This is a genomic window from Nocardia sp. NPDC050378 (genome assembly GCF_040655675.1).
Classification (GTDB): Bacteria; Actinomycetota; Actinomycetes; order Mycobacteriales; family Mycobacteriaceae; genus Nocardia; species Nocardia coubleae.
On sequence record NZ_JBFAKI010000016.1, the window covers coordinates 16,520 to 38,307 of the forward strand.

Annotated in this window: 19 protein-coding genes; 15 read left to right on the forward strand and 4 right to left on the reverse strand. The window is 69.8% G+C overall.

The window, feature by feature from the left end:
- Nucleotides 1–43 precede the first annotated feature (43 nt).
- The 5 genes from bioB to AB0I35_RS26245 all read left to right on the forward strand — a co-directional run bounded on the left by bioB (nt 44) and on the right by AB0I35_RS26245 (nt 2,829).
- A complete protein-coding gene (gene bioB, locus AB0I35_RS26225; RefSeq protein ID WP_067498720.1) occupies nt 44–1,057 on the forward strand; it encodes a biotin synthase BioB in 1,014 nt (337 codons plus the stop codon).
- A gap of 60 nt (nt 1,058–1,117) precedes the next feature.
- A complete protein-coding gene (locus tag AB0I35_RS26230; protein WP_067498764.1) occupies nt 1,118–1,327 on the forward strand; it encodes a hypothetical protein in 210 nt (69 codons plus the stop codon).
- A gap of 8 nt (nt 1,328–1,335) precedes the next feature.
- Nucleotides 1,336–1,977, forward strand: a complete 642-nt coding sequence (locus AB0I35_RS26235) for a DUF2567 domain-containing protein (protein ID WP_225282470.1) — start codon at nt 1,336–1,338, stop codon at nt 1,975–1,977.
- 70 nt (nt 1,978–2,047) lie between these two features.
- Nucleotides 2,048–2,581, forward strand: a complete 534-nt coding sequence (locus AB0I35_RS26240; RefSeq protein WP_357398989.1) for a DUF1353 domain-containing protein — start codon at nt 2,048–2,050, stop codon at nt 2,579–2,581.
- Between the two features lie 89 nt (nt 2,582–2,670).
- Nucleotides 2,671–2,829, forward strand: a complete 159-nt coding sequence (locus AB0I35_RS26245) for a hypothetical protein (protein ID WP_357398990.1) — start codon at nt 2,671–2,673, stop codon at nt 2,827–2,829.
- Nucleotides 2,830–2,832: 3 nt separating this feature from the next.
- Here AB0I35_RS26245 and AB0I35_RS26250 read toward each other — a convergent pair whose 3' ends face one another.
- Together AB0I35_RS26250 and AB0I35_RS26255 are read right to left on the reverse strand one after the other, a co-directional pair.
- On the reverse strand, nt 2,833–3,324 hold the full coding sequence (locus AB0I35_RS26250; RefSeq protein ID WP_357398991.1) for a nitroreductase/quinone reductase family protein: 492 nt from the start codon (nt 3,322–3,324) through the stop codon (nt 2,833–2,835).
- Between the two features lie 58 nt (nt 3,325–3,382).
- Nucleotides 3,383–4,099: an NUDIX domain-containing protein gene (locus AB0I35_RS26255; protein ID WP_067498728.1), complete on the reverse strand. Its 717-nt coding sequence runs from the start codon at nt 4,097–4,099 to the stop codon at nt 3,383–3,385.
- A 78-nt stretch (nt 4,100–4,177) separates the two neighbouring features.
- On the opposite strand from AB0I35_RS26255, the gene nadA reads away from it, so the two are divergent.
- The 3 genes from nadA to nadC all read left to right on the forward strand — a co-directional run bounded on the left by nadA (nt 4,178) and on the right by nadC (nt 8,041).
- Nucleotides 4,178–5,215 (forward strand): quinolinate synthase NadA, encoded by a 1,038-nt coding sequence (gene nadA / locus AB0I35_RS26260; RefSeq protein ID WP_357398992.1) that lies wholly within the window; start codon nt 4,178–4,180, stop codon nt 5,213–5,215.
- Between the two features lie 32 nt (nt 5,216–5,247).
- Nucleotides 5,248–6,978: an L-aspartate oxidase gene (locus AB0I35_RS26265; protein WP_357398993.1), complete on the forward strand. Its 1,731-nt coding sequence runs from the start codon at nt 5,248–5,250 to the stop codon at nt 6,976–6,978.
- Between the two features lie 202 nt (nt 6,979–7,180).
- Entirely contained in the window at nt 7,181–8,041 is an 861-nt protein-coding gene (gene nadC, locus AB0I35_RS26270) for a carboxylating nicotinate-nucleotide diphosphorylase (RefSeq protein ID WP_357398994.1), read from the forward strand.
- Nucleotides 8,042–8,138: 97 nt separating this feature from the next.
- Here nadC and AB0I35_RS26275 read toward each other — a convergent pair whose 3' ends face one another.
- Entirely contained in the window at nt 8,139–8,885 is a 747-nt protein-coding gene (locus AB0I35_RS26275) for a hypothetical protein (RefSeq protein WP_357398995.1), read from the reverse strand.
- 151 nt (nt 8,886–9,036) lie between these two features.
- Nucleotides 9,037–10,227 (reverse strand): winged helix DNA-binding domain-containing protein, encoded by a 1,191-nt coding sequence (locus AB0I35_RS26280; protein ID WP_357398996.1) that lies wholly within the window; start codon nt 10,225–10,227, stop codon nt 9,037–9,039.
- A gap of 120 nt (nt 10,228–10,347) precedes the next feature.
- Here AB0I35_RS26280 and AB0I35_RS26285 point away from each other — a divergent pair, with 120 nt between their 5' ends.
- From AB0I35_RS26285 to hisD, 7 genes are all read left to right on the forward strand, one after another.
- The gene (locus AB0I35_RS26285; protein ID WP_357398997.1) at nt 10,348–12,561 is read left to right on the forward strand and encodes a TRAP transporter fused permease subunit; all 2,214 of its coding nucleotides are present in this window, start codon (nt 10,348–10,350) and stop codon (nt 12,559–12,561) included.
- Nucleotides 12,562–12,602: 41 nt separating this feature from the next.
- Nucleotides 12,603–13,592 (forward strand): TAXI family TRAP transporter solute-binding subunit, encoded by a 990-nt coding sequence (locus tag AB0I35_RS26290; protein WP_357398998.1) that lies wholly within the window; start codon nt 12,603–12,605, stop codon nt 13,590–13,592.
- Nucleotides 13,593–13,742: 150 nt separating this feature from the next.
- Nucleotides 13,743–14,600, forward strand: a complete 858-nt coding sequence (locus AB0I35_RS26295) for an arylamine N-acetyltransferase (protein ID WP_357398999.1) — start codon at nt 13,743–13,745, stop codon at nt 14,598–14,600.
- Between the two features lie 129 nt (nt 14,601–14,729).
- Nucleotides 14,730–16,805, forward strand: coding sequence for an acyltransferase family protein (locus AB0I35_RS26300; RefSeq protein WP_357399001.1), 2,076 nt, complete (start codon nt 14,730–14,732; stop codon nt 16,803–16,805).
- A gap of 46 nt (nt 16,806–16,851) precedes the next feature.
- Nucleotides 16,852–18,591, forward strand: coding sequence for a penicillin-binding transpeptidase domain-containing protein (locus AB0I35_RS26305; RefSeq protein ID WP_357399002.1), 1,740 nt, complete (start codon nt 16,852–16,854; stop codon nt 18,589–18,591).
- A gap of 88 nt (nt 18,592–18,679) precedes the next feature.
- Complete coding sequence (locus tag AB0I35_RS26310; RefSeq protein ID WP_357399003.1) at nt 18,680–20,281, forward strand: serine/threonine-protein kinase; 1,602 nt, start codon at nt 18,680–18,682, stop codon at nt 20,279–20,281.
- A gap of 143 nt (nt 20,282–20,424) precedes the next feature.
- Nucleotides 20,425–21,762, forward strand: a complete 1,338-nt coding sequence (gene hisD, locus AB0I35_RS26315) for a histidinol dehydrogenase (RefSeq protein ID WP_357399005.1) — start codon at nt 20,425–20,427, stop codon at nt 21,760–21,762.
- The last annotated feature ends 26 nt before the right edge of the window (nt 21,763–21,788 follow it).

Consider the following 21,788-nt stretch of genomic DNA (forward strand, 5'->3'; position numbering starts at 1 on the left):
CATCAGCGGCGCGTGCACGCCCCCGACGAAGGGACATCACGTCGTGACGCAGGCACCCGTCCGTACCGACATTCTCGCCATCGCCCGTGAGCAGGTGCTCGAGCGCGGCGTCGGCCTCACCGAGGAACAGACCGTCGAGGTGCTGCGCCTGGGCGACGACCAGCTCGAAGCGCTGCTCGAGCTGGCCCACGAGGTCCGCATGAAGTGGTGTGGGCCCGAGGTCGAGGTCGAGGGCATCATCAGCCTCAAGACCGGCGGCTGCCCCGAGGACTGCCACTTCTGCTCGCAGTCGGGCCTGTTCCAGTCGCCCGTGCGCGCCGCCTGGCTCGACATCCCCAGCCTCGTCGAGGCCGCCAAGCAGACCGCCAAGACCGGCGCCACCGAGTTCTGCATCGTCGCCGCCGTGCGCGGGCCCGACGAGCGGCTGATGGCACAGGTCGCCGCCGGTGTGGAGGCCATCCGCAACGAGGTCGACATCCAGGTGGCGTGCTCGCTGGGCATGCTCAACCAGGAGCAGGTCGACCAGCTCGCCGCCATGGGCGTGCATCGCTACAACCACAACCTCGAGACCGCCAAGTCGCACTTCCCGAAGGTCGTCACCACCCACACCTACGAGGAGCGCTGGGACACCCTGCGCATGGTCCGCGAAGCCGGCATGGAGGTGTGCTGCGGCGGCATCCTCGGCATGGGCGAGACCATCGAGCAGCGCGCCGAATTCGCCGCCCAGCTCGCCTCGCTCGAGCCCGACGAGGTGCCGCTGAACTTCCTCAACCCCCGCCCCGGCACCCCCTTCGGCGACCTCGAGGTGCTGCCGGCCGCCGACGCGCTGCGCGCGATCGCCGCGTTCCGGCTCGCGCTGCCGCGCACCATCCTGCGATTCGCGGGCGGCCGCGAGATCACCCTCGGCGACCTCGGCGCCAAGCAGGGCATGCTCGGCGGCATCAACGCGGTGATCGTCGGCAACTACCTGACCACCCTCGGTCGGCCGGCCGAATCCGACCTCGACCTGCTCGGCGAACTGAAGATGCCGATCAAGGCGCTCAACGAAACCCTGTAAATCGCTGTGTACGATCGGGAATCGACCAGGGCCGACACGGCGACCGAGGAGGTGACCGCCATGGACGAACGCTACAACCCGTTCACGGGCAAGCGGATCGTGCCAGGGCTCGACGACGCGATGCCCGCGGCCGCCGCGCTCGGGCTGGAACCACCACGGTTCTGTGAGCAGTGCGGGCGCCGGATGGTCGTGCAGATCAGCCCCGACGGCTGGTGGGCCAAGTGCTCGCGGCACGGCGTCACCGAATCGGCCCAGCTGGAACGCCGGTAGTGGACCCGGTGAGCGAGCCACGGCCGCAGGTGCTGCGCCGCGAGGTGATCGGCGTCGGAGCCGTGATCGTCGCCGTTCTCGCGGTGAGTGCCGCCGCCGGTGTGGTGTGGGGTCTGCTCGCGCCGACCGAACGGTTGCGGGTGACCCAGCCCGGCCGGGCCGCGGTGCTCACCGGGGAGAGCATGCATCTGTTCGACGCCGTCGGCATGTTCCTGTGTATCGGTGCGGCGGTGGCGGTGCTCACCACGATCGCGGCCTGGCGGGTGCGCATCGTGCGTGGGCCCGCGCTCGTGCTCGGGCTGCTGTTCGCCTCGGCGCTCGGTGCGGCGATCATGATGTGGATGGGGGAATGGGTTGCGGGCCTGCGGTATCCGCGGCCCGACGACCCGCCCGTCGGCCAGATCATCGCCCTGCCCGCCGAAATCGGTACGGACATGGCGCTGCTCGTGCAACCGTTCCTCGCCGCGCTCGTGCTGCTGTTCCTCGCCGCCCTGCATCCCGCCGCCGACCTCGGGTCAGGAGCGGCGGGGCTGCTCGGCGATCTGCGTCCCGCCGATTTCGACGACGACGAGGACTATCGCCTGCCCTACGGAGCCGAACAGTATCGGCCCAGCGGCGATTTCGACCCGAGTTCGCAACCTCGCGGCTGAGCCTCCCCACCGCGCTACCATCGGCATATCGGCAGGTAGAGAGACTGCGCGCGGCTCGAGAGGAGCAGTCGTGGCATTCATCGGTTGTGGTCCCGTCGTCGAGGGGATCGATGCGAAATTCTGGCGGCTCACCCAGCCGCTCACCTATCGAGGTGCGGTCGAAACTTTCACCGTGCCCGCGGGATTTCGCACCGACTTCGCCTCGGTGCCGCGTGCGCTCGTCTGGCTCATTCCCCGCTATGGCGCCTACACCCGCGCGGCGATCCTGCACGACTATCTGTGCCGCACAGGTGAAGTCGGACCGGCGGATGCCGACGGACTGTTCCGGCGCAGCCTTCGGGAAGCCGGTGTATCGGTGCCGCGACGCTGGATGATGTGGGCCGCGGTGCGATTCGGTTCACGCCTGCGTGGGGCGACGGCGGGCGATGTGGTCGGCTGGTTCCTGATCGCCGTGCCCTCGGTGCTGTTCCTCGCCGTCCCGGTCGCGGTGGTGACCACGGCACTCGTGGTGTTCTGGTTCGTGGAGCTGGTCTTCTGGGCGGTCGGCCGAGTCGCCACCCGCAGCGAGGTTCCACCGCCCGCGCCCCAGATGAAAACGGCCTGACCCTCATTCGGGCGGGCCGGGAAAATCGGTGGCATCCGTCGGACCCGCTGCCTACCCTGGGGACGACGAATTCGGGGGAGGACCTGGACATGAAGACCGAAGACAAGCGCGCGCCGACCGAGCGACCCGATCTGGCAGCCTGGCGCAAGCGCCACGCACTGCGCAGCTCGTCCGCGGCGACCGCGGTGCCGAGTGGCCGCACCTATCGACGCTCCACCAAGCACCGTGATCGGCGCTACGAATCCTGACGGCTACGCGGCTTCACGGGTCAGCACCACCAGCGGCAACGGCTTGTCCACCTTGGACTGGTAGTCGGCGAGCAGCGGGTTGTCGGCAAGGGCCCAGGCGGCGAACTCGTCGTACCGCTCGCCGGTGAGCACGTCGGCCCTGGCCGGGAACTTCTCCCCGCCGAGCTCGATCGTCACACTCGGGTTCGCCTTGGCGTTGTGGTACCAGGCCGGGTACCGGTCCTCGATGAACGACGACACGTACAGCACATCGCCCCGATACAGCGCGCCGAGCGGAACCACATGGGGCTTACCGCTTTTCGCGCCCGTGGTCGTGAGCAACAGCAAGGTGGCGCCCGCATAGTCACCGCCCACCTGGCCGCCGTTCTCCCGGAACTCGGTGATGACGTCGTCGTTCCAGCCGGTCATCTCCTCGGCCGAGAACTCCTTGTTCCATGGGGCATCCGGATCGTCGTAGGAGGTGACTTTTTTCGTATCCGCCGCGTTGTCGTCCATGCGAGCAGTGTGACAGCGACCACCGACAAGTTCGGGCCGTCGACGGTGTCCGCCGAGGTCAGGTCGGTGGGCGCAGGGCGGCGAATTCGTCGGTGACGCGCAGGCCCGAGTCGGTGAAGCGGTAGAGGGCCGCGGGGCGCCCACCCGCGCGGCCGGAGGGTGCCGTCGCACCGGTGGGGGTGATGACCTTGCGGCGGGTGAGGACGCGCTGGAGGTTGGTGGTGTCCACGTCGTATCCGAGTGCGGCACAGTAGATTTCGCGCAGCGTCGACATGGTGAAGGTGTCGGGGGCGAGGGCGAAGGCGATATTGGTGTAGGAGAGTTTGGCGGCCAGGCGGGTGCGGGCGTGGTCGACGACGGTGCGGTGGTCGAAGGACATGTCCGGCAGGTTCGACACCGGGTGCCAGGTGGTGTCGGCGGGCAGTTCGGGTTCCGTGGTCAGCGGGACCAGGCCCAGATACGCCGAGGCGATGCGCCGCGGGGCGGGCACGCGGTCGGGGGCGCTGAACACCGACAGCTGCTCGAGGTGGGCCAGTTCGCGCACGTCGACCTTCTCGGCGAGCTGGCGCCTGGCCGAGGTGTCGAGATCCTCGTCGTCGCGCAGCCTGCCGCCGGGTAGCGACCACGTGCCCTTCTGCGGATCGAGTGCGCGTTCCCACAGCAAGACCGCCAACTCGGGGTGCTTACCGTTCCTACCTGCGGAAACGTCGGAGCCGAAGCGGCGAACCTGGAACACCGCGGTGAGCGATTCGTGGATGGTGTTACTATGGGGCACGTTTTCGATTCTAAGTCGAAAACCTGGTTTGGTGCGAATCGTGGCGCGGATGCCGCTCGCACGAGGAAGGGAGCCACCATGGCGACGACGACTACGCAGCCGACGCTGATGGGTTCGGTCTTCGACGGACCCGGCGGGTACGCGGGTGTCGAAGCGACGCCGGAGTGGGCCAAGGAGGTGCGGCGGCTGGCGCGTGAGCGCAACGCCACCATCCTGGCGCACAACTACCAGCTGCCCGAGATCCAGGACGTGGCCGACCACGTCGGCGACTCGCTCGCCCTCTCGCGGATCGCGGCGGAGGCGCCGGAGGACACCATCGTTTTCTGCGGTGTGCACTTCATGGCCGAGACCGCCAAGATTCTCAGTCCGGCCAAGACCGTGCTCATCCCGGATCAGCGGGCGGGCTGCTCGCTGGCCGACTCCATCTCCGCCGAGGAACTGCGGGACTGGAAGGCCGAGCACCCGGGCGCGATGGTGGTGTCGTACGTGAACACCACCGCCGAGGTGAAGGCGCTCACCGACATCTGCTGCACCTCGTCCAACGCCGTCGACGTGGTCGCCTCGATCGACGCGGACACCGAGGTGCTGTTCCTGCCCGACCAGTTCCTGGGCGCGCACGTCAAGCGGGTCACCGGCCGCGAGAACATGCACATCTGGGCCGGTGAATGCCACGTGCACGCGGGCATCAACGGCGACGAACTCACCGAGCAGGCCCGCACCCACCCCGACGCCGAACTGTTCGTGCACCCCGAGTGCGGCTGCGCCACCTCGGCGCTCTACCTCGCGGGTGAGGGCGCGTTCCCGGCCGACCGGGTGCACATCCTCTCGACCGGCGGCATGATCGACGCGGCGAAGGCCTCCACGTCGAACCAGGTGCTGGTGGCGACCGAGGTCGGCATGCTGCACCAGCTGCGCAAGGCCGCGCCCGGCATCGACTTCCAGGCCGTGAACGACCGCGCCTCCTGCAAGTACATGAAGATGATCACCCCCGCCGCGCTGCTGCGCTGCCTGGTGGACAACGCCGACGAGGTGCACGTCGACCCGGCCATGGCCGAGGCCGGTCGCGCGTCGGTGCAGCGGATGATCGCGATCGGCAATCCCGGCGGTGGGGAGTGATCTCCCCCGCGCGATCGAGCGGATAGACGATCATGAACGTCTCGTGGGAGGCCGAGGCCGACCTGGTGGTGATCGGCGGTGGCGTCGCCGGGCTCACCGCGGCCCGCACCGCCTCGCTGCGTGGCCTGCGGGTGCTCACCCTCAGCAAAGGTGGCCCCACCGACACCTCGACCCAATATGCGCAGGGCGGCATCGCCGTTGTGGCGCCGCGAGGTGATTCGGTCGACTCGCATGTGCACGACACGGTCGAGGCCGGTGCCGGGCTGTGCGATATCGACGCGGTGCGCTCGATCGTCGAGGGCGGGCAGGCGGCGATCGCGGCGCTGACCGATCTGGGCGCGGTCTTCGACCTCGGCCGTGACGGTCAGATCTCGCGGACCCGCGAGGGTGGGCACAGCACGCGGCGCATCATTCACGCCGGCGGTGACGCCACCGGCGCGGAGGTGCAGCGGGCGCTCAATGCCGCCGGACTGCCGGTGCTCTTCGGTGCCGCCGCGCTGCGTGTGGTGACCGGTCCGGAGGGTGTGTGTGGTGTTGTCGCCGTGTCGGACAACGGTTTCGGCGTGGTGCACACACCCGCGGTGCTGCTGGCCACCGGCGGGCTCGGCCAGCTCTACGCCGCGAGCACCAATCCGCCCGGCGCCACCGGTGACGGGGTGGCGCTGGCGCTGTGGGCGGGAGCGGCGGTGGCCGATCTCGAATTCGTGCAGTTCCATCCGACGGTGCTCTTCACACCGGGTGGGGTCGGGCGGCGGCCGTTGATCAGTGAGGCCGTGCGCGGCGAGGGCGCGAAACTCGTCGATTCCCACGGTGATTCGGTGACCGCAGGGGTGCACCCTCGCGGTGATCTCGCACCGCGTGACGTGGTTTCGCGGGCGATCGCGGCGCGGATGCGGGCGCTCGGTACCGATCACGTGTTCCTCGACGCGCGTCATCTCCCCGGTTTCGCCCAGCGGTTCCCGACGATCACGGCATCGTGTCTGGCCGCGGGTATCGACCCGGCCCAACAGCTGATTCCGGTCGCGCCCGCCGCGCACTACCAGTGCGGTGGGGTGTCGACCGATACGTATGGGCGCACCGCAGTGCCCGGGTTGTACGCGGCGGGCGAGGTCGCCAGGACCGGGCTGCACGGGGCCAACCGGTTGGCGTCCAACAGTCTGCTCGAGGGGCTCGTCGTCGGTGAACGTGCGGGCGCGGCCGCCGCCGAACGCCTCGGGGTACGCGCCCGGATCACGGAGATCGGTTCGTGGACAGCCGAATTCGCCGATCGATCGGTTGTGCAGCAGGCGATGACCGAACATGCCTCGGTGGTCCGCGACGGGGACGGTCTCGCGCACGCCCTCGAGCGCATCGAGGCGGCGATCGGGACCGTGGCGGTGCCGGAGCCCGCTGCCGGCGGGGGGCGGCTGCCGATTTCCGGCGCGGGAGGACGGTCCGAGCTCGGCCCCGTGTCACAGTCCGAGCCCGGGGCGGATTTCGGGGACGCCGGTCGGTGCGGCCCCGGTCGGCAGGCAGACGAATCCGGCGCGTTCGCGTGGGCGCGGCATCTTCGGTATGTCGAGGACGCGGCTCTGACCATCACCGCTCAGGCGCTGTTGCGCGTAGCGGCGGCGCGCACCGAGAGCAGGGGGTGTCACACGCGCTCGGATCACCCGGGCGCGGTGGACGCCCAGCGGCACAGCACGATGGTCCGCCTCGAACCGCGGGGTGGTTTCGATGTGTCGGCTCTGCCGACAGACACTGCGATGGTCTGCGTGCGATGAGCGTCGTCGGCAGTTCCGACGGCAACCGGTGTGCGGGCAGGTCGTCGACGGTCTCGCGCAGGCCGATCCGTCGACGGCCCCTCGCCGGTGGCCGCTCACATGGGCGGCGCGGCGAAACCTGTAGTACCCGATGAATTGTGGTGAGGCGACGACCTCCCGCTCGACCCGGCGCGAGATGCGCCCCGAGAACAGGAGTGCAGCAATGACTCTCGATGCCGCGTTGGACCAGGACGAACTGCTGACCCTGATCCGCACCGCCCTCGACGAGGACCTGCGATACGGACCCGATGTCACCACGATGGCGACCGTGCCCGACGACGCCGTGAGCAAGGCGTCGGTGGTCTCGCGACAGCACGGCACCGTGGCGGGCATCGATGTCGGTCTGCTCGTGCTCGACGAAGTGCTCGGCACAGGCAGCTACGAGATCACCGGCCGGGTGGCCGACGGAACCCGGGTGGAACCTGGCACCAGCGTGCTGAACGTCGTCGCGCCGACGCGCGGTCTGCTCACCGCCGAGCGGACGATGCTCAACCTGGTCTGCCACCTGTCCGGCATCGCCACCGCCACCGCGGCCTGGGTGGACGCGGTAGAAGGCACGCGGTGCCAGATCCGCGACAGCCGCAAAACGCTGCCCGGCCTGCGCGCACTGCAGAAGTACGCGGTCCGTGTCGGCGGGGGAGTGAACCACCGCATGGGCCTCGGCGATGCCGCGCTCATCAAGGACAACCATGTCGTCGCGGCGGGTTCGGTCGTCGACGCCCTGCGCGCGGTGCGGGATCTGGCACCCGACATCGCGTGCGAGGTCGAGGTCGACAGCCTCGAACAGCTCGACGCGGTCCTGGCCGAGAACGTGGAACTCGTCCTGCTCGACAACTTCCCGCTCTGGCAGACCCAGGCCGCCGTCCAGCGCCGCGACGCCACGGCCCCCGGTACCAAGCTCGAGTCCTCGGGCGGGCTTTCCCTCGACCAGGCTGCCGACTACGCGGGCACCGGCGTCGATTACCTCGCCATCGGCGCCCTCACCCATTCGGTCCGGGTGCTCGACCTGGGGTTGGATATGTGAATCGCTGATACCGGTCCACGCCCTGAATGGCGTGTCCGGCAATTCACCGGAAAAGCCCGTCCGAATATATTTCGGACGGGCTTCTCGATGTCATGGATCAGGGCACGAGTTGCGGGTTCAGCGTCACCGCGGCCGCTCCGATACCCGCGCCGACCAGACCACCGATACCGGCCGCGGGCAGCCCGGCCAGACCGGCGCCGATGGCGGCACCGATCGCGACTCCGGCCACCGCGCCGATGGCGATGGACGGTCCGGCGATCACGGCCTGCGCGGCCAGACCGGCGATGAAGATCGGCACATCGATGAGGCAGCCGGTGGTGACACAACCGACGATCGCGCCGATCAGCACGCCCGCCGCCACGGTGCCGATACCGATCATGAAACCGGCAGCCGCGCCGATGACACCGCCGACGACAGCGCCGGGAATCGCGCCGACCACGGCCGCCGGGATACCCGCGGCGGCCGCACCGACACCCGCGCCGACCAGCGCACCGGTGCCCACCTTGCCGGGATCGACGAACGGCGCGTCGATCGGGGCGTCGATGGAGATCAGCGCCTCGGCAGGCGTCGCGACGCTGCGAAACGACACCTCGCGGCCGTCGACCCGGACCACGTTCTGCTCGTCGACGGTGAGTGTGTGCCCGTCGATCGTCATCGTCCTGGCATCGACGAACGTGATGGTGTGGCCCGCATAGGAGGTGGTGCGCTCGATGCTCGAGACGGCGGGCGCGGGCGCGACCGGGGCGGCCGAAGCCACGTCGGCACACGTCACCGCGATCACCACGGGAAGCGCGCCCATCATGAGCGCCCGGCTGAAGTTCCTGGTGACATAACTGCGCGTCATGTCCCCCCCTTTTTTTATCTGTAACGAATTGTCAATGGGACTCGATGATTCAACCCGAGTGGCTTTCAGCCCGGCAAATTTAGTGACGCCCCCGACTTTCGGGCGAGATAGAGATTTCAGCCACAATTTCTCCAGCGGAACCCACTCGGGCTCAACGGTGTTCCTGTGCCGTGAGTTCGCGTTGGAGTGGGGTGCGGAAGCGGGGGATGGCGCGGGTGTCGCCGAACCAGGTTGTGGTGCGGTCGATTTCGGTGTCGATGAGTTTTCGGGTTTCGGGGGAGACCGCTTCCAGGAGGCGGGTGACTATTTCGCCGTCGGGGCGTTGGGCCCAGCCGCCGACGATGCGGCCGTCGGCCCAGATGGAGGGGCCGATGTTGCCGTTGGTGTCGAAGAGGGCGGCGGCGTGGGGGCCGAGGAACCAGTCGCGGGACTGCCAGCCCATGGGGGTGGGGTCGAGGGCGGGCAGGAGAGCGGCCCAGGGCTCGGGGTCGGGGACCGGGTCGAGGTCGTCGGCCAAGAGCAAGCCGGGGGTGCCGCCGAGGTCCACTTCGGCGATATCCAGCGCGGCCAAGGCTTTTCGGACCTCACCGAGGGTCCAGCCGGTCCACCATTTCAGGTCGGTGATCGGGGCGGGGCCGAACGTGTAGAGCCAGCGGCGGACCAGTTCGGTTCTGGCCTGTTCGGCCGAGATCGGTGCGAAGCCGTGGGGGAGCCAGGTTTCGATGGGGGACCAGGTGTACTGGCTGCTCGTCCAGCCGCCGTTGGGGCGGCCGCGCACGATGCGGCCCTCGGCGCCGAGGATCACCAGCACCCAGGTGGTGATACTCGTCGGTTTCGAATACGACTTGCCGGGGGCGGTATCGACCTGGGTGCGCAGCCGCGGCACGTCCTTGCTCAACTGGGCGCCGGTCGCCGCGCCACGGGTGAGCAGCGCGGCATGGGTCTCGGCCTCGACCTCACCCAGCCAGGACTGCACGTCACCGTCGACGACTCCGGCCTGCTCGAGGTAGCGGCCGTAGGTGCGGCGCTGCTTGTGGGCGAGCGCGTCGCAAGTAGAGGCCTGCAGGATCGGGAGCAGGTCGGTCGGGGCGACGAACATGGTGCGGCGCATGGCGAGCAAGCGCAGCAGGGTGCGGTCGTCGTAGAGCGCCTTCTCCACATCCGGCGGCGCGAGGTCGATACCGCGCGCGCCGACCGACAGGAACACCGTCGCCGGATCGGTGGCGTGCAGGACGACCAACGACCGGGCGATGTCGACCGGATCGGTGGACCGGGCCGAGGGAGCGAGGCGATGCCGGATCGCCATGCGGGCCCGCCGCTGCGCGCTATCGATCGAGACCATGCGCCGGATCCTAGGCGGGCGCACCGACAGAAACGGCGGTCCGCTTAGTGTCCATTTTGTGCAGACCGCCCCGGTCACCGTTTCGCTCCGACGCGCGAATCCCGTTGCTATCGTCCGCTCATGAGCGTTGCGCCACCCGTTGTCACCGCGGCTGAGCTGGGCGTCGACGACGAGGAACGGCCCGCGCGGACGCTGTCGGGCGCTCCGGCGAGGCTGGTGGGGATCGTCGCGCTCGCGGTGGCGCTGCTGTCGATCTGGCAGGTGTTCCGGCCGCTGGCCCAGGGCAGTCAGTACTACCTGGTGGTATTCCTCGGGATCGCGTTGCCGCTGGTGTATCTGAGCTACCGGTCCTGGTGGGGCAGGCTCGACCGCGCGGACGCGCCGTCACCGCTCGACTGGGTGCTCGCCGCGGTCGCGGTGGTGGTGTGCCTGTATCCGATCCTGCCGCTGGCCCTCGGCGACGCGGGCGGCGGCTACAACGCCTTCCTCGACCGGCAGGGCATGCTAGCCCCGCTCGATGTGGCGACGGGTGGACTGCTGCTGGTCCTCGTGCTCGAGGCGTGCAGGCGCACGACCGGTGTCATCCTGCCGATCGTGTGCCTGGTGTTCCTCGCCTACGGCTACTACGGCGGCCTGCTACCGCAGAACTGGGCCATCGCCCACGCCGGGCTCGACCTGGATCAGATCGTCGACGCGCTGTACAACTCCGGCAGCGGGTTCTACGGGACCCCGCTGGATGTGGCGGCCAGCTACATCGTGCTGTTCACCCTGTACGGCGCGGTACTCGAATTCTCCGGTGCCGCACGGTTCTTCGTCGACCTGTCGGTGTCGCTGTTCCGCCGCTCGCACAGTGCGGCCGGACGCACGGCCGTGGCATCGGGTTTTCTGCTCGGCACCGTGTCGGGCTCGGGTACGGCGACGGCGGTGAGTACCGGCGCTGTCACCTGGCCGATTCTGAAGCGGGCAGGCTATCGACCGGAACAGGCGGGCGGCATGCTCGCGGCGGCCGGTGTGGGCGCGATCCTGTCTCCGCCGACGCTCGGCGTGGCGGCGTTCATCGTCGCCGAGTACCTCGACGTGTCGTATGTGACCGTCCTCGGCTGGGCGCTCATCCCGACCCTGCTGTACTACCTCGGCATCCTGCTGTCGGTGGAGATCGACGCCCGCCGCATCCACGCGGAGGGACGCGCCCCGGCCGACCTCGCCGACACCCCGCTGCCGACGCCGTGGTGGAAACTGCTGGGGCGCTTCGGATATCACTTCTCGTCGCTGATCGTCATCGTTGTCCTGCTGCTCGCGGGAGCGAGCGCGACTCGTGCCGTCGTCTACGCCACGGCGCTCGCCTTGATCCTGGCCGTGCCGGATCGGATGCTGCGAGCTCGCGACGCGACCGGACCCGCGTCGTCGACCGGCGAATCGTCGACCGACGGCACATCGGCCGTCGGCGAGTCGGCACTCGGCACGTCGACAGGCGACCCGTCGACTGACGACGCCTCGCCCGGCGCGACGACGACAAAGCAGGCTTCTCGAACTGGCCGATGGACGCGAAAAGTACCGCAGCGGTTCGTCTTCGAAGCCCTGCGCGCGCTCTCGCTCGGGATGCGCTCGGCACTGCCGGTCGTCGCCGTGTGCGCCGCGGCGGGTGTGATCACCGCGATGACCACCAAGACCGGCCTCGGCGCCCAGCTGGCCTCGCTGCTGGTGCGGGCAGGTTCGGTGCTCTCCGACGACCCCGCCGTCGTGCTCGCCACCACCGCGCTGCTCGCCGCGATCGCGTTGTCGCTGCTCGGTCTCGCGGTACCGGTGACGGCGTCGTTCGTGATCGGCTGGGTCATCATCGGTCCCGCCCTGCTCGACCTGCACGTCGCCGCGCCTGCCGCCGCCATGTTCGTCTTCTACTTCTCGGTGCTCTCGGAGGTGACCCCGCCGACCGCGCTCGCCGCCGTCGGCGCCGCCGCCGTCACCGGCGCGAAGGCCATGCCGACCATGTGGTCGGCGCTGCGCTACGCGCTGCCCGCCTTCCTCGTACCGCTGATGTTCGTGCTCACCGACTCCGGGCAGCACCTGCTCGGCCGTGGTGCGCTGCTCGACGTGCTGTGGGTGACCGCGGCCGCGTGCGTTGGCGTCGCGGCGCTGGCGGCCGCGACCGGTGGCTGGATCCTCGGCATCGGAGCGGTGGGGGCGGTACCGCGCGTGCTCGCTGGCGCCGCCGGTCTCACGCTGCTGTACCCGCATCCGACGGCGACGGCGATCGGGCTCGGTGTGCTCGCCGTCGTCGCGGCGGCGGGGGTCGCCGAACACGTGCGTCATCGAAAAGCCACGGGCACACCGTGATCGGTCAGCAGGCGGCGCCGCCGTCGAGGAGAGAGGTCGTCATGATCAGAACACTTGGCATCGTTGTCGCGGCGAGCACCGCCGCCGCCCTGCTCACGGGCTGCGGTGGCAGGCAGGACTCGCCGACGGCCGACAGCGGCGGTGAGGTGAGCTGTGAAGTGAAGCAGGACACCAGGATCGGCATCGCCACCGGCAACGCGACGGGCGTGTACTTCGCACTCGGCAACGCCTACGCCGAACAGATCTCGGCGGCCACCGACGGCAAGGTCAAGGCCACCGCGGCCGAGACCGGTGCCTCGGTGCAGAACATCCAGCAGGTGGTCGGCGGCACCTACCAGGTCGGCTTCTCGCTGGCCGACTCCGCCGCCGACGCCGTGCAGGGCAAGGGCAGCTTCACCAGCGTCCAGCCGGTGCGCGCGCTGGCCCGGCTCTACGACAACTACACCCAGGTGATCGTGCGCGCGGATGCCGGCATCAATTCCCTGGCCGACCTGCGGGGCAAGCGGGTCTCCACCGGCTCGCCCAAATCGGGCACCGAGGTGATCGCCCAGCGCGTGCTGCAGGCTTCGGGTCTCAACCCCGACACCGACATCTCCGCCCAGCGCCTCGACCTCACCAAGACCGTCGACGGTCTCGAGGACGGCTCGATCGACGCCATGTTCTGGTCGGGCGGCCTGCCGACGCCCGGCATCACCGACCTGTTCACCACCGCGAAGGACAAGGTCCGGTTCCTCGACATCACCGGGGCGCTGCCGAAGCTGAAGGAGATCAACCCCGTCTACGAGGCGGGCTCGATCCCGGCCGCCACCTACGGCCTCAGTGCCGACGTGCCGACCGTGGTCGTGCCCAACCTGCTCGTGGTCCGCGACGACCTCGACGCGAACCTCGCCTGTGTCCTCACCAAGACCCTGCTCGACCGCAAACCTCAACTCGAGCAGGCGAATCCGGCCGCCAAGGGGATCAATGCCGACACCGCGAGCAAAACCGCGCCGGTACAGCTGCACCGCGGCTCGGAGGTAGCCCTGCGCTGACGTCGCCCGCCGCCACCCGCGCCCGACACGCGGGTGCCACGGTCCCCGACGCCCTCGGTTACCTGGGCGACGGGGACCGTGTGCTGTGTGGGAACAACCCGTGGCGAGGCTCGGTTGTGCGAAGCAGACGCCGATCGAAACGAGGATGCGATGACCGAGGCCGTGGGACGTGACGAACGCTGGTTGGGCGAGGAGCTCGATCTGGACGCCTATCTGGCCCGGATCGGCTATGACGGACCGCGCATCGCCTCGCTCGACACCCTGCGCACCCTCGTACGCGCCCACACCACCACCATCCCCTTCGAAAACCTCGAGATCATCCTCGGCCGCGGCATCCCGCTCGATCTGAAATCCCTGCAGGACAAACTGGTCCGGCGCGCTCGCGGCGGATACTGCTACGAGAACGCCGGTCTCTTCGCCGCCGCGCTGGAACGCCTCGGCTTCGAGGTGCGTGGCCTGAGCGGCCGGGTGACCTTCGGCTCGCTGGCCACCGGGGCGATCCGGCCCGCCACCCACGCCCTGCTCCGCGTCACCGCCCCCGACGACGACCGGGTCTGGATCTGCGATGTCGGGTTCGGTGCCGGTCCGCTCGCACCGTTCGAATTGGCCGACAGCGCGGGCGAATTCACGATGGGGGACTGGCGCTTCCGGCTCGAGCACCGCGACAACCTGTGGGTGCTCTACCAGTTCGGCCGTGACGGCTGGATCGACCGCTACAGCTTCACCGAGAACCCGCAGTACCGCATCGACTTCGCGGTAGGCAACCACTTCGTGTCGACCTCGCCACACTCACCGTTCACCACCCGCCCCTTCCTGCAGCGCTTCCGGCCCGACGTGCACCACGTGCTCGACGACCTCACCCTGCTGACCGAATACCCCGACGGCACCGGCGAAAGCCGCGAGATCGATCCCGCCGACCTGCCGAAGGTGCTGACCGACGTCTTCGACATCGAATTGGAACCCGCCGACGCGGACATGCTCGTCACCACACCATGGCGCACCACCTGAGCTGATTTCGGTCCCCACCGACACGGCTCGGCAGTTTGCTTCCACCGTGTCGCTACGGCAAATTGATGGTTACTTGCCGGGAAACAAACCCCGATCGCTGCGGTGGGGTCCGAATCAGTGGGGTCGTTCGTGCCGAAGGTTCATGTCGCGTTGCCGGGTCAGCCGGAGCAGGGGGTCCGTTCGAGCCGGGCCGCTGCCCGGCCCGGCTGGCGGTCGGACCTGGACGGGCTGCGCGGCGTGGCGATCGCGCTGGTCGTGGCGTTCCACGTGTGGGCGGGCCGGGTCTCCGGTGGCGTCGACGTGTTCCTCGTTCTCTCGGGTTTCTTCTTCACCGGCGCGATCGTGCGCGGGGTGGAACGCAGCGGCCGGGTGGCCGCCACCGAGACCGCGCGCCGGACCTCGCGCAGACTCACCCCCGCGCTGGTCGTCGTGCTCGCGGCGATCGCGGTCGCGACGATCACCCTGCGGCCCTACACCCTGCTCGGCGAAACCGCCGCGCAGACTCTCGCCTCGATGTTCTACGTCCAGAACTGGTATCTGGCCGTCGCCGAACTCGACTACACCGCGCCCGACCCGACCGTGAGCCCGCTACAACACCTGTGGTCGATGTCGGTGCAGGGACAGTTCTATCTGGTGATCTTCGCGCTCCTGGCCGGTTGGGCGTGGTTGCGCCGTCGGGGCAGGGCCGACCGCGCGACGCTCATCGCCGCGCTGACCGGAATCGGGCTGCTCTCGTTCTGGTACGCCACGGCGGGCACCGGCCACCATCAGGCCTGGACCTATTACGACACCCTCGCGCGCGGATGGGAACTGCTCGCGGGCGCTGTACTCGCCGTCGCCGCGCCCTGGCTGCGGCTGCCGTCGCGGCTGCGCGGCGTGGCGGCTGCGGTCGGGCTCCTCATGGTGTTGGCGTGCGGTCCGCTCTTCGACGGCGCCACCCAGTTTCCCGGCGTCGCCGCCCTGTGGCCGGTGACCGCCGCCTGCCTGGTGATCGCCGCCGGATTCGGATCGGGCACGACACCGGGGACCGCGACCCGGCTGCTGTCGGGACGTGTGTGCACCGAACTGGGCGCGATGGCCTACCCGCTGTACCTGTGGCACTGGCCGATTCTCATCTTCTACCTGGGCGAGACCGGGCGGACCGACGCCGGTGTCGTCGACGGGCTGGTGGTGATCGGTGTCTCGCTGATCCCCGCCTACGCCACCGCGCGCTGGATCGAGGCACCCCTGCGGATGGGGCCGCGCGGTCAGCAGACACCGCCGCACCGGGCCACCGCGACGCTCGTCGGGGCGCTCACCGTCGCCGTGCTCGCCTCGGCCCTCGGCTGGCAGATGGTGCTGCTCGCCAACCCGGCCGTGCCACCGGAAAACCTCGACAGCCTGCGCTACCCGGGAGCAACCGCGCTGCTCTCCGGCGCCGAATTCCCCAAGGCGCCGATGCGGCCCACCGTGTTCGAAGGTCACGTCGACACCCCGTCGCCGACCACCGACGGGTGCATCACGCCCAACCGCGAGGTCCGCACCTGCGTCTACGGCGATCCCGACGCCGCCCGCTCGATCGCGCTCGTCGGCGGCTCGCATTCCGAACACTGGTTGCCCGCACTCGAGGTGCTCGGCGCCGAACACGGTTTCCGGGTGGTGTCCTACCTCAAGGAGGGGTGCCCGCTGGTGCTGGTCGACGAGCCGTCCTACGCCGAATGGCCGTTCCCCGAATGTCACGAGTGGTCGGTGGAAGTGCTCGACCGGCTGGCCGCGGAGCAACCGGACTGGGTGGTCACCCTGTCGACCCGCTACCGCCAGGACGCACCGGGCGACGAGGTGCCCGGCGAATACCTCGAGGTGTGGTCGGCGCTGCAGGATCGTGGGCTCAATGTGCTCGCCCTGCGCGACACGCCGCGGCTGCGACGCGACGGTGTGTTCTACCGGGCCCCGGACTGTCTGGCCCATCGCGGCGATCCCGACAGTTGCGGGATGGACCGCGGCGAGGCACTCGACGCCGTCGACCCGGCCGCCGCACCGGCCGCCGGCTACCCGAACATCTACCTGCTCGATCTCTCCGACGCCGTGTGCCGCCCGCAACGCTGCCGGGTCGTCGAGGGCAATGTGCTGATCTATCGCGACGAACACCACCTCACCGCCAGCTACGCCCGATCACTCGCCCCCGAACTCGGCCGCCAGATCGCCGGCGTCACCGGCTGGTGGTGAGAGCGAGATCACCACGCGTGCCGCGGATCCGGCTACCCTCGGACCGGTGCGCATACCCCGCAAGGCATCGGTCCTGCTCGTCGCGCTCGCTGTCGTGCCGGTCGCGTGCTCGTCCGGACCGGACCAGCCGCAGACCGTCGCCGAGGCCTTCGCGAAGGCCCTGAGCAGCGGTGACGCGGCCGCCGCCGCGGCCCTCACCGACGCGCCCGACCAGGCCCGCCCGGCCCTCACCACCCTGTTCGAGAACCTCGGCAAGAACGACACCGTGCGGGTGAGCGCCACCGACGAGGCGAGCTTCACCCTCGAATCCACCTGGAAGCTCGGCACGGGCGGCCAGGACGAATGGACCTACACCAGCACCGGAACGGCCGACGAGAACGACTGGACGATCGATTGGAACCCTGCCACCGTGGCGCCCGGCCTCGACCTCGGCCCGCTCAGCTACAGCCCCGTACCGCCGAAACCCGCCCGCGTACTCGACGCGAGCGGTGGTGAGCTGATGACCGAGCAGGTGGTGACCCTGGTGACCGTCGCACCGGACGCCGACCTGCCCGCCGTGGCCGCCGCGCTCGCGCCGCACGGCGTCACCGAGGCCACCTTGAGCGCTGATCTCGCTGCGGCCCAAGGCAAACCGATCACCGCGGTCGCCCTGCGCGAGGCCGATATCGCACCGGTCCGTGACACGCTGACCGGGCTGCGCGGTGTGACCCTCGCACCCCAGCCGAGGCTGCTGACCGTCGACAAGACCCTCGCGGCACCGACTCTGGCCGGACTGACCGAACTGTGGCAGCACCAGGCCGACGACGCGGCGGGCTGGGCGGTACGCGCCCACACCCCCTCGGGGACCCAGCGCATCGCCGGTCCCGACGCCACCGCGACCACCGACATCGCCACCACCCTCGACATCGACCTGCAGAACGCCGCCGAAGGCGCGCTGGCGCCCGTACCGACGCCCGCCGCCATCGTGGCGCTGCGGCCCTCGACGGGCGAGGTGCTCGCCGTCGCGCAGAACGCACCCGCCGACGCGCAGGGCCCCATCGCGCTCACCGGGCTCTACCCGCCCGGTTCGACGTTCAAGACCGTCACCGTGTCGGCCGCGTTGCAGGCGGGCGGCGCCACCGCCGACACCGTGCTGCCGTGCCCCGGCCGCGCCACCATCGAGGGCCGAACCATCCCCAACGACGACGGTTTCGACCTCGGTGACGTGCCGCTGCACACCGCCTTCGCCCGGTCCTGCAATACGACGATGGCGCAGCTCGGGGTGCGCCTGCCCGCCGACGGTCTCACCCAGGCGGCCGCCCAACTCGGTCTCGGCGTGGACTATGTGACACCCGGCTTGACGACAGTCACCGGGAAAGTTCCCGCCGCGCAGAATCCGGCGCAGCAGGTGGAGGCGAGCATCGGACAGGGCACGGTCACCGCGTCACCGTTCGGGATGGCGCTCGTCGCCGCCTCGCTCGCCCATGGAACCGCACCGACTCCCTCGGTGATCGTGGGCCGTCCGGGCACCGCCGATCGCCGGACCGAACCGGTACCCGCCGCGGTGACATCGCAGGTGGAAGCCATGATGGCCGAGACCGTGAGCGCCGGAACCGCCACCGCCCTGCGCGACATCCCCGGCCTGCTCGGCAAGACCGGCACCGCCGAGTACCTCGACGACGAACACGCACACGGGTGGTTCGTCGGAATCCGCGGCGACCTCGCCTTCGCGGTGTTCGTCGCCGACGCGGGCAGCTCCGGACCGGCGGTCGAGTCGGCGGGCAGGATGCTTCGTGTGACACGATGAGCCATCTCACTCTCCGCAGGCGTGCAATCCCCCCGCTGCCGCACGCGGTCACCACCAGTCGAGCTACACTCGTCGGCGGGCCATACCCATGGTCAATACGCGGGATGTCACAATTTCGAGAAGGTTCGGAGTAGGCGCCATCGATACCGGTCAGAAGATCGCGGAGCATTACCGCCTGGTCGAGCGTATTGGTAGCGGCGGCACAGGCGTTGTATGGCGCGCTGTCGACGAACGCCTCCAACGCTCGGTTGCGGTGAAGCAGATCCACATCAAGCCGAGCCTGCCCGAGGCCGAGCGAGATGTGCTGCGCCAGCGTGCGATTCGCGAAGCTCGCAACGCGGCACGCTTCCAGCATCCCAATGCCATCGTCGTTTTCGACATCACCGAGCACAACGGTGATCCGTGCCTGGTGATGGAGTACCTGAAGTCGGTGAGCCTCGCCGCGGAACTGGGCCAGAAGGGTCCGCTGCCGCTGCTCGAGGTGGCCCGCATCGGTGAGCAGGTGGCGTCCTCGCTGATCGCCGCCCACCAGGCCGGGCTCGTGCACCGCGACGTGAAGCCGGGCAACATCCTGCTCGGCGAGCACGGTGAGGTGAAAATCACCGACTTCGGCATCTCGCGGGCCGCGGGCGATGTGACACTCACCGAGACCGGCCTCATCTGCGGCACCGCCGCGTACCTGGCACCCGAGGTGGCGCGCGGCGCCGACCCCACACCGGCCGCCGACGTGTTCGCCCTCGGCGCCACCCTGTTCCACGCGCTGGAAGGCGAACCGCCCTACGGCGCCAACGCCAACCCGCTCGCCGTGCTCTACGCGGCCGCCAACGGCCAGGTGCGCGAACCGCACAATGCCGGTCCGGCCACCGATTTCCTGCTCGACCTGCTCAACCCCGAACCGCTCGATCGTCCGACGATGACCGAGGCCCGCGACGCGCTGGCCGCCTTCGCCGACGACGCCGACGCGGTACCCGCCGGATTCGTCCCCGCCAGCGAGGCGTACGGCCGCCGCAATTCGGCCGCCACCACGCAGGTGATCCGGCAGTCCGGTGGCAGGCGTGCCTCGCACGCGGGTGCGTCCAGCGCGGCGACCCGCCAGATCCGTTCGCAGCCGCGCCCGCAGCCGCGCTACGACACCGCCGCGCATCCGCCCACCCAGGCCCAGCCCGCCCCCGCGCCCCGCAAGCAGTCGGGCAAGGGCCGTGCGGTGCTGATCGGCTCGGGTGTCGGTGCGGTGATCGCCGCGATCGCCGTCGCGATCAGTGCCATGAGTGGATCGGACTCCGATTCGCCTCAGGTGCAGGCGAATTCGACGACGACGGCACAGGCCGCTGTCGCGCCGACGACGACCTCGGCCATCCCCGCACTGGGTCAGGCACCCAATACCGGCACCGTGAACATCGGGTCGGCCGGGCTGCTGGTGGAGAACTTCTTCAGCGATCCCGCCGGGTCGTGGTCGATGCTCACGCCCGCCGCGCAGCAGGTGTACGGCAGCGAGGCCGAATTCCGGCAGTACTGGAACTCGCGCGTCATCACCAGCTTCACCAGCATCACCGCCGTCAGCGGCAACAACGCCGACGGCTCGACCGATATGCGCCTGGCCAGCATCACCATCGACGGCCAGACCAAGTCCATGGTCATGCGCGTGGTGAACTACAACGGCAACCTGCGCATCGACGGCGACACCCGCTAGATCACCCGCCGAAAACCGCTGGTCCGCCCGATGCGCACGGGCGGATCGGCGCGCGAGGAGGATGTGCCGGAAAACCGGTGGTTGCCGCCCATTAGGCTGGTACCTGACCTGATGCCACGCACAGAACAGGACCGCACTCCGATATGACTCCCCGCATCGAGCTCGCCCGCGTCGATCTGCGCGGTCGTACTCCCTCCGCCGCCGAGCTGCGCACCGCGCTGCCGCGTGGAGGGGTCGACGTCGACTCGGTGCTGCATCATGTGCGGCCGGTCGTCGAAGACATCCGCGACCGGGGCGCCGAAGCCGCGCTGGACTACAGCGAGAAGTTCGACGGTGTCCGCCCCAGCGCGGTCCGGGTGCCGGTCGCCGAGCTGGGCAAAGCCCTCGACGCCCTCGACCCGGCCGTGCGCGCCGCGCTCGAGGTCGCCATCGAGCGGACCAGGAAGGTGCACGCCGATCAGCGCCGCACCGACTCGGTCACCGAGGTGGTGCCCGGCGGCACCGTCACCGAGAAGTGGGTGCCGGTCGAACGGGTCGGCCTGTACGTGCCCGGTGGTAACGCGGTGTACCCGTCCTCGGTCGTGATGAACGTCGTCCCGGCGCAGGCCGCGGGCGTGGAATCGCTGGTGGTGTCCTCGCCGCCGCAGGCGCAGTTCGGTGGGCTGCCGCACCCGACGATCCTGGCGGCCGCCGCGCTGCTCGGTGTCGACGAGGTGTGGGCCGTCGGTGGCGCGCAGGCCGTGGCGCTGCTGTCCTACGGTGGCACCGATACCGACGGCGCCGCGCTGGAGCCGGTCGACCTCATCACCGGCCCGGGCAATATCTATGTCACCGCCGCCAAGCGGCTGTGCCGAGGCCTGGTCGGTATCGACGCCGAGGCGGGCCCCACCGAGATCGCCGTGCTGGCCGACGCCACCGCCGACCCGGTGCACGTGGCCGCCGACCTCATCAGCCAGGCCGAGCACGATGTGCTCGCCGCCAGCGTGCTCGTCACCGATTCCGTCGCCCTCGCCGACGCGGTCGACGCCGCCGTGAATGCCCAGCTGGCCGTGGTGAAGCACCACGACCGGGTACGGGAAGCGTTGAGCGGCAAGCAGTCCGGGATCGTGCTCGTCGACGACATCGCCCAGGGCCTTCGGGTGGTCGACGCCTACGCCGCCGAACACCTCGAGATCCAGACCGCCGACGCGTCGGCCGTGGCCGCGCGGGTGCGCAGCGCTGGCGCGATCTTCGTCGGACCGTGGGCGCCGGTGAGTCTCGGCGACTACTGCGCCGGATCCAATCACGTGCTGCCGACCGCGGGCTGCGCCCGGCACTCCTCGGGGTTGAGCGTGCAGACCTTCCTGCGTGGCATCCACATCGTGGAGTACACCGAGGCGGCGCTCGAGGAAGTCGCCGGACACGTGGTGGCGCTGGCGAATGCCGAAGACCTGCCCGCGCACGGTCAGGCTGTGCAGGCGCGATTCGAGGCGCTGTGGTGACCGACTTGCGTGTGGTTCGTGCGTCG

What these genes read in the sequence shown, in the direction of transcription:
- nadA (WP_357398992.1), top strand. Translation starts at nt 4,178, where the DNA reads ATGGCGACGACGACTACGCAGCCGACGCTGATGGGTTCGGTCTTCGAC.
- nadC (WP_357398994.1), top strand. Translation starts at nt 7,181, where the DNA reads ATGACTCTCGATGCCGCGTTGGACCAGGACGAACTGCTGACCCTGATC.
- AB0I35_RS26285 (WP_357398997.1), top strand. Translation starts at nt 10,348, where the DNA reads ATGAGCGTTGCGCCACCCGTTGTCACCGCGGCTGAGCTGGGCGTCGAC.
- AB0I35_RS26250 (WP_357398991.1), bottom strand. Translation starts at nt 3,324, where the DNA reads ATGGACGACAACGCGGCGGATACGAAAAAAGTCACCTCCTACGACGAT.
- AB0I35_RS26230 (WP_067498764.1), top strand. Translation starts at nt 1,118, where the DNA reads ATGGACGAACGCTACAACCCGTTCACGGGCAAGCGGATCGTGCCAGGG.
- AB0I35_RS26295 (WP_357398999.1), top strand. Translation starts at nt 13,743, where the DNA reads ATGACCGAGGCCGTGGGACGTGACGAACGCTGGTTGGGCGAGGAGCTC.
- AB0I35_RS26265 (WP_357398993.1), top strand. Translation starts at nt 5,248, where the DNA reads ATGAACGTCTCGTGGGAGGCCGAGGCCGACCTGGTGGTGATCGGCGGT.
- AB0I35_RS26310 (WP_357399003.1), top strand. Translation starts at nt 18,680, where the DNA reads ATGGTCAATACGCGGGATGTCACAATTTCGAGAAGGTTCGGAGTAGGC.
- AB0I35_RS26275 (WP_357398995.1), bottom strand. Translation starts at nt 8,885, where the DNA reads ATGACGCGCAGTTATGTCACCAGGAACTTCAGCCGGGCGCTCATGATG.
- hisD (WP_357399005.1), top strand. Translation starts at nt 20,425, where the DNA reads ATGACTCCCCGCATCGAGCTCGCCCGCGTCGATCTGCGCGGTCGTACT.
- AB0I35_RS26290 (WP_357398998.1), top strand. Translation starts at nt 12,603, where the DNA reads ATGATCAGAACACTTGGCATCGTTGTCGCGGCGAGCACCGCCGCCGCC.
- AB0I35_RS26245 (WP_357398990.1), top strand. Translation starts at nt 2,671, where the DNA reads ATGAAGACCGAAGACAAGCGCGCGCCGACCGAGCGACCCGATCTGGCA.
- AB0I35_RS26280 (WP_357398996.1), bottom strand. Translation starts at nt 10,227, where the DNA reads ATGGTCTCGATCGATAGCGCGCAGCGGCGGGCCCGCATGGCGATCCGG.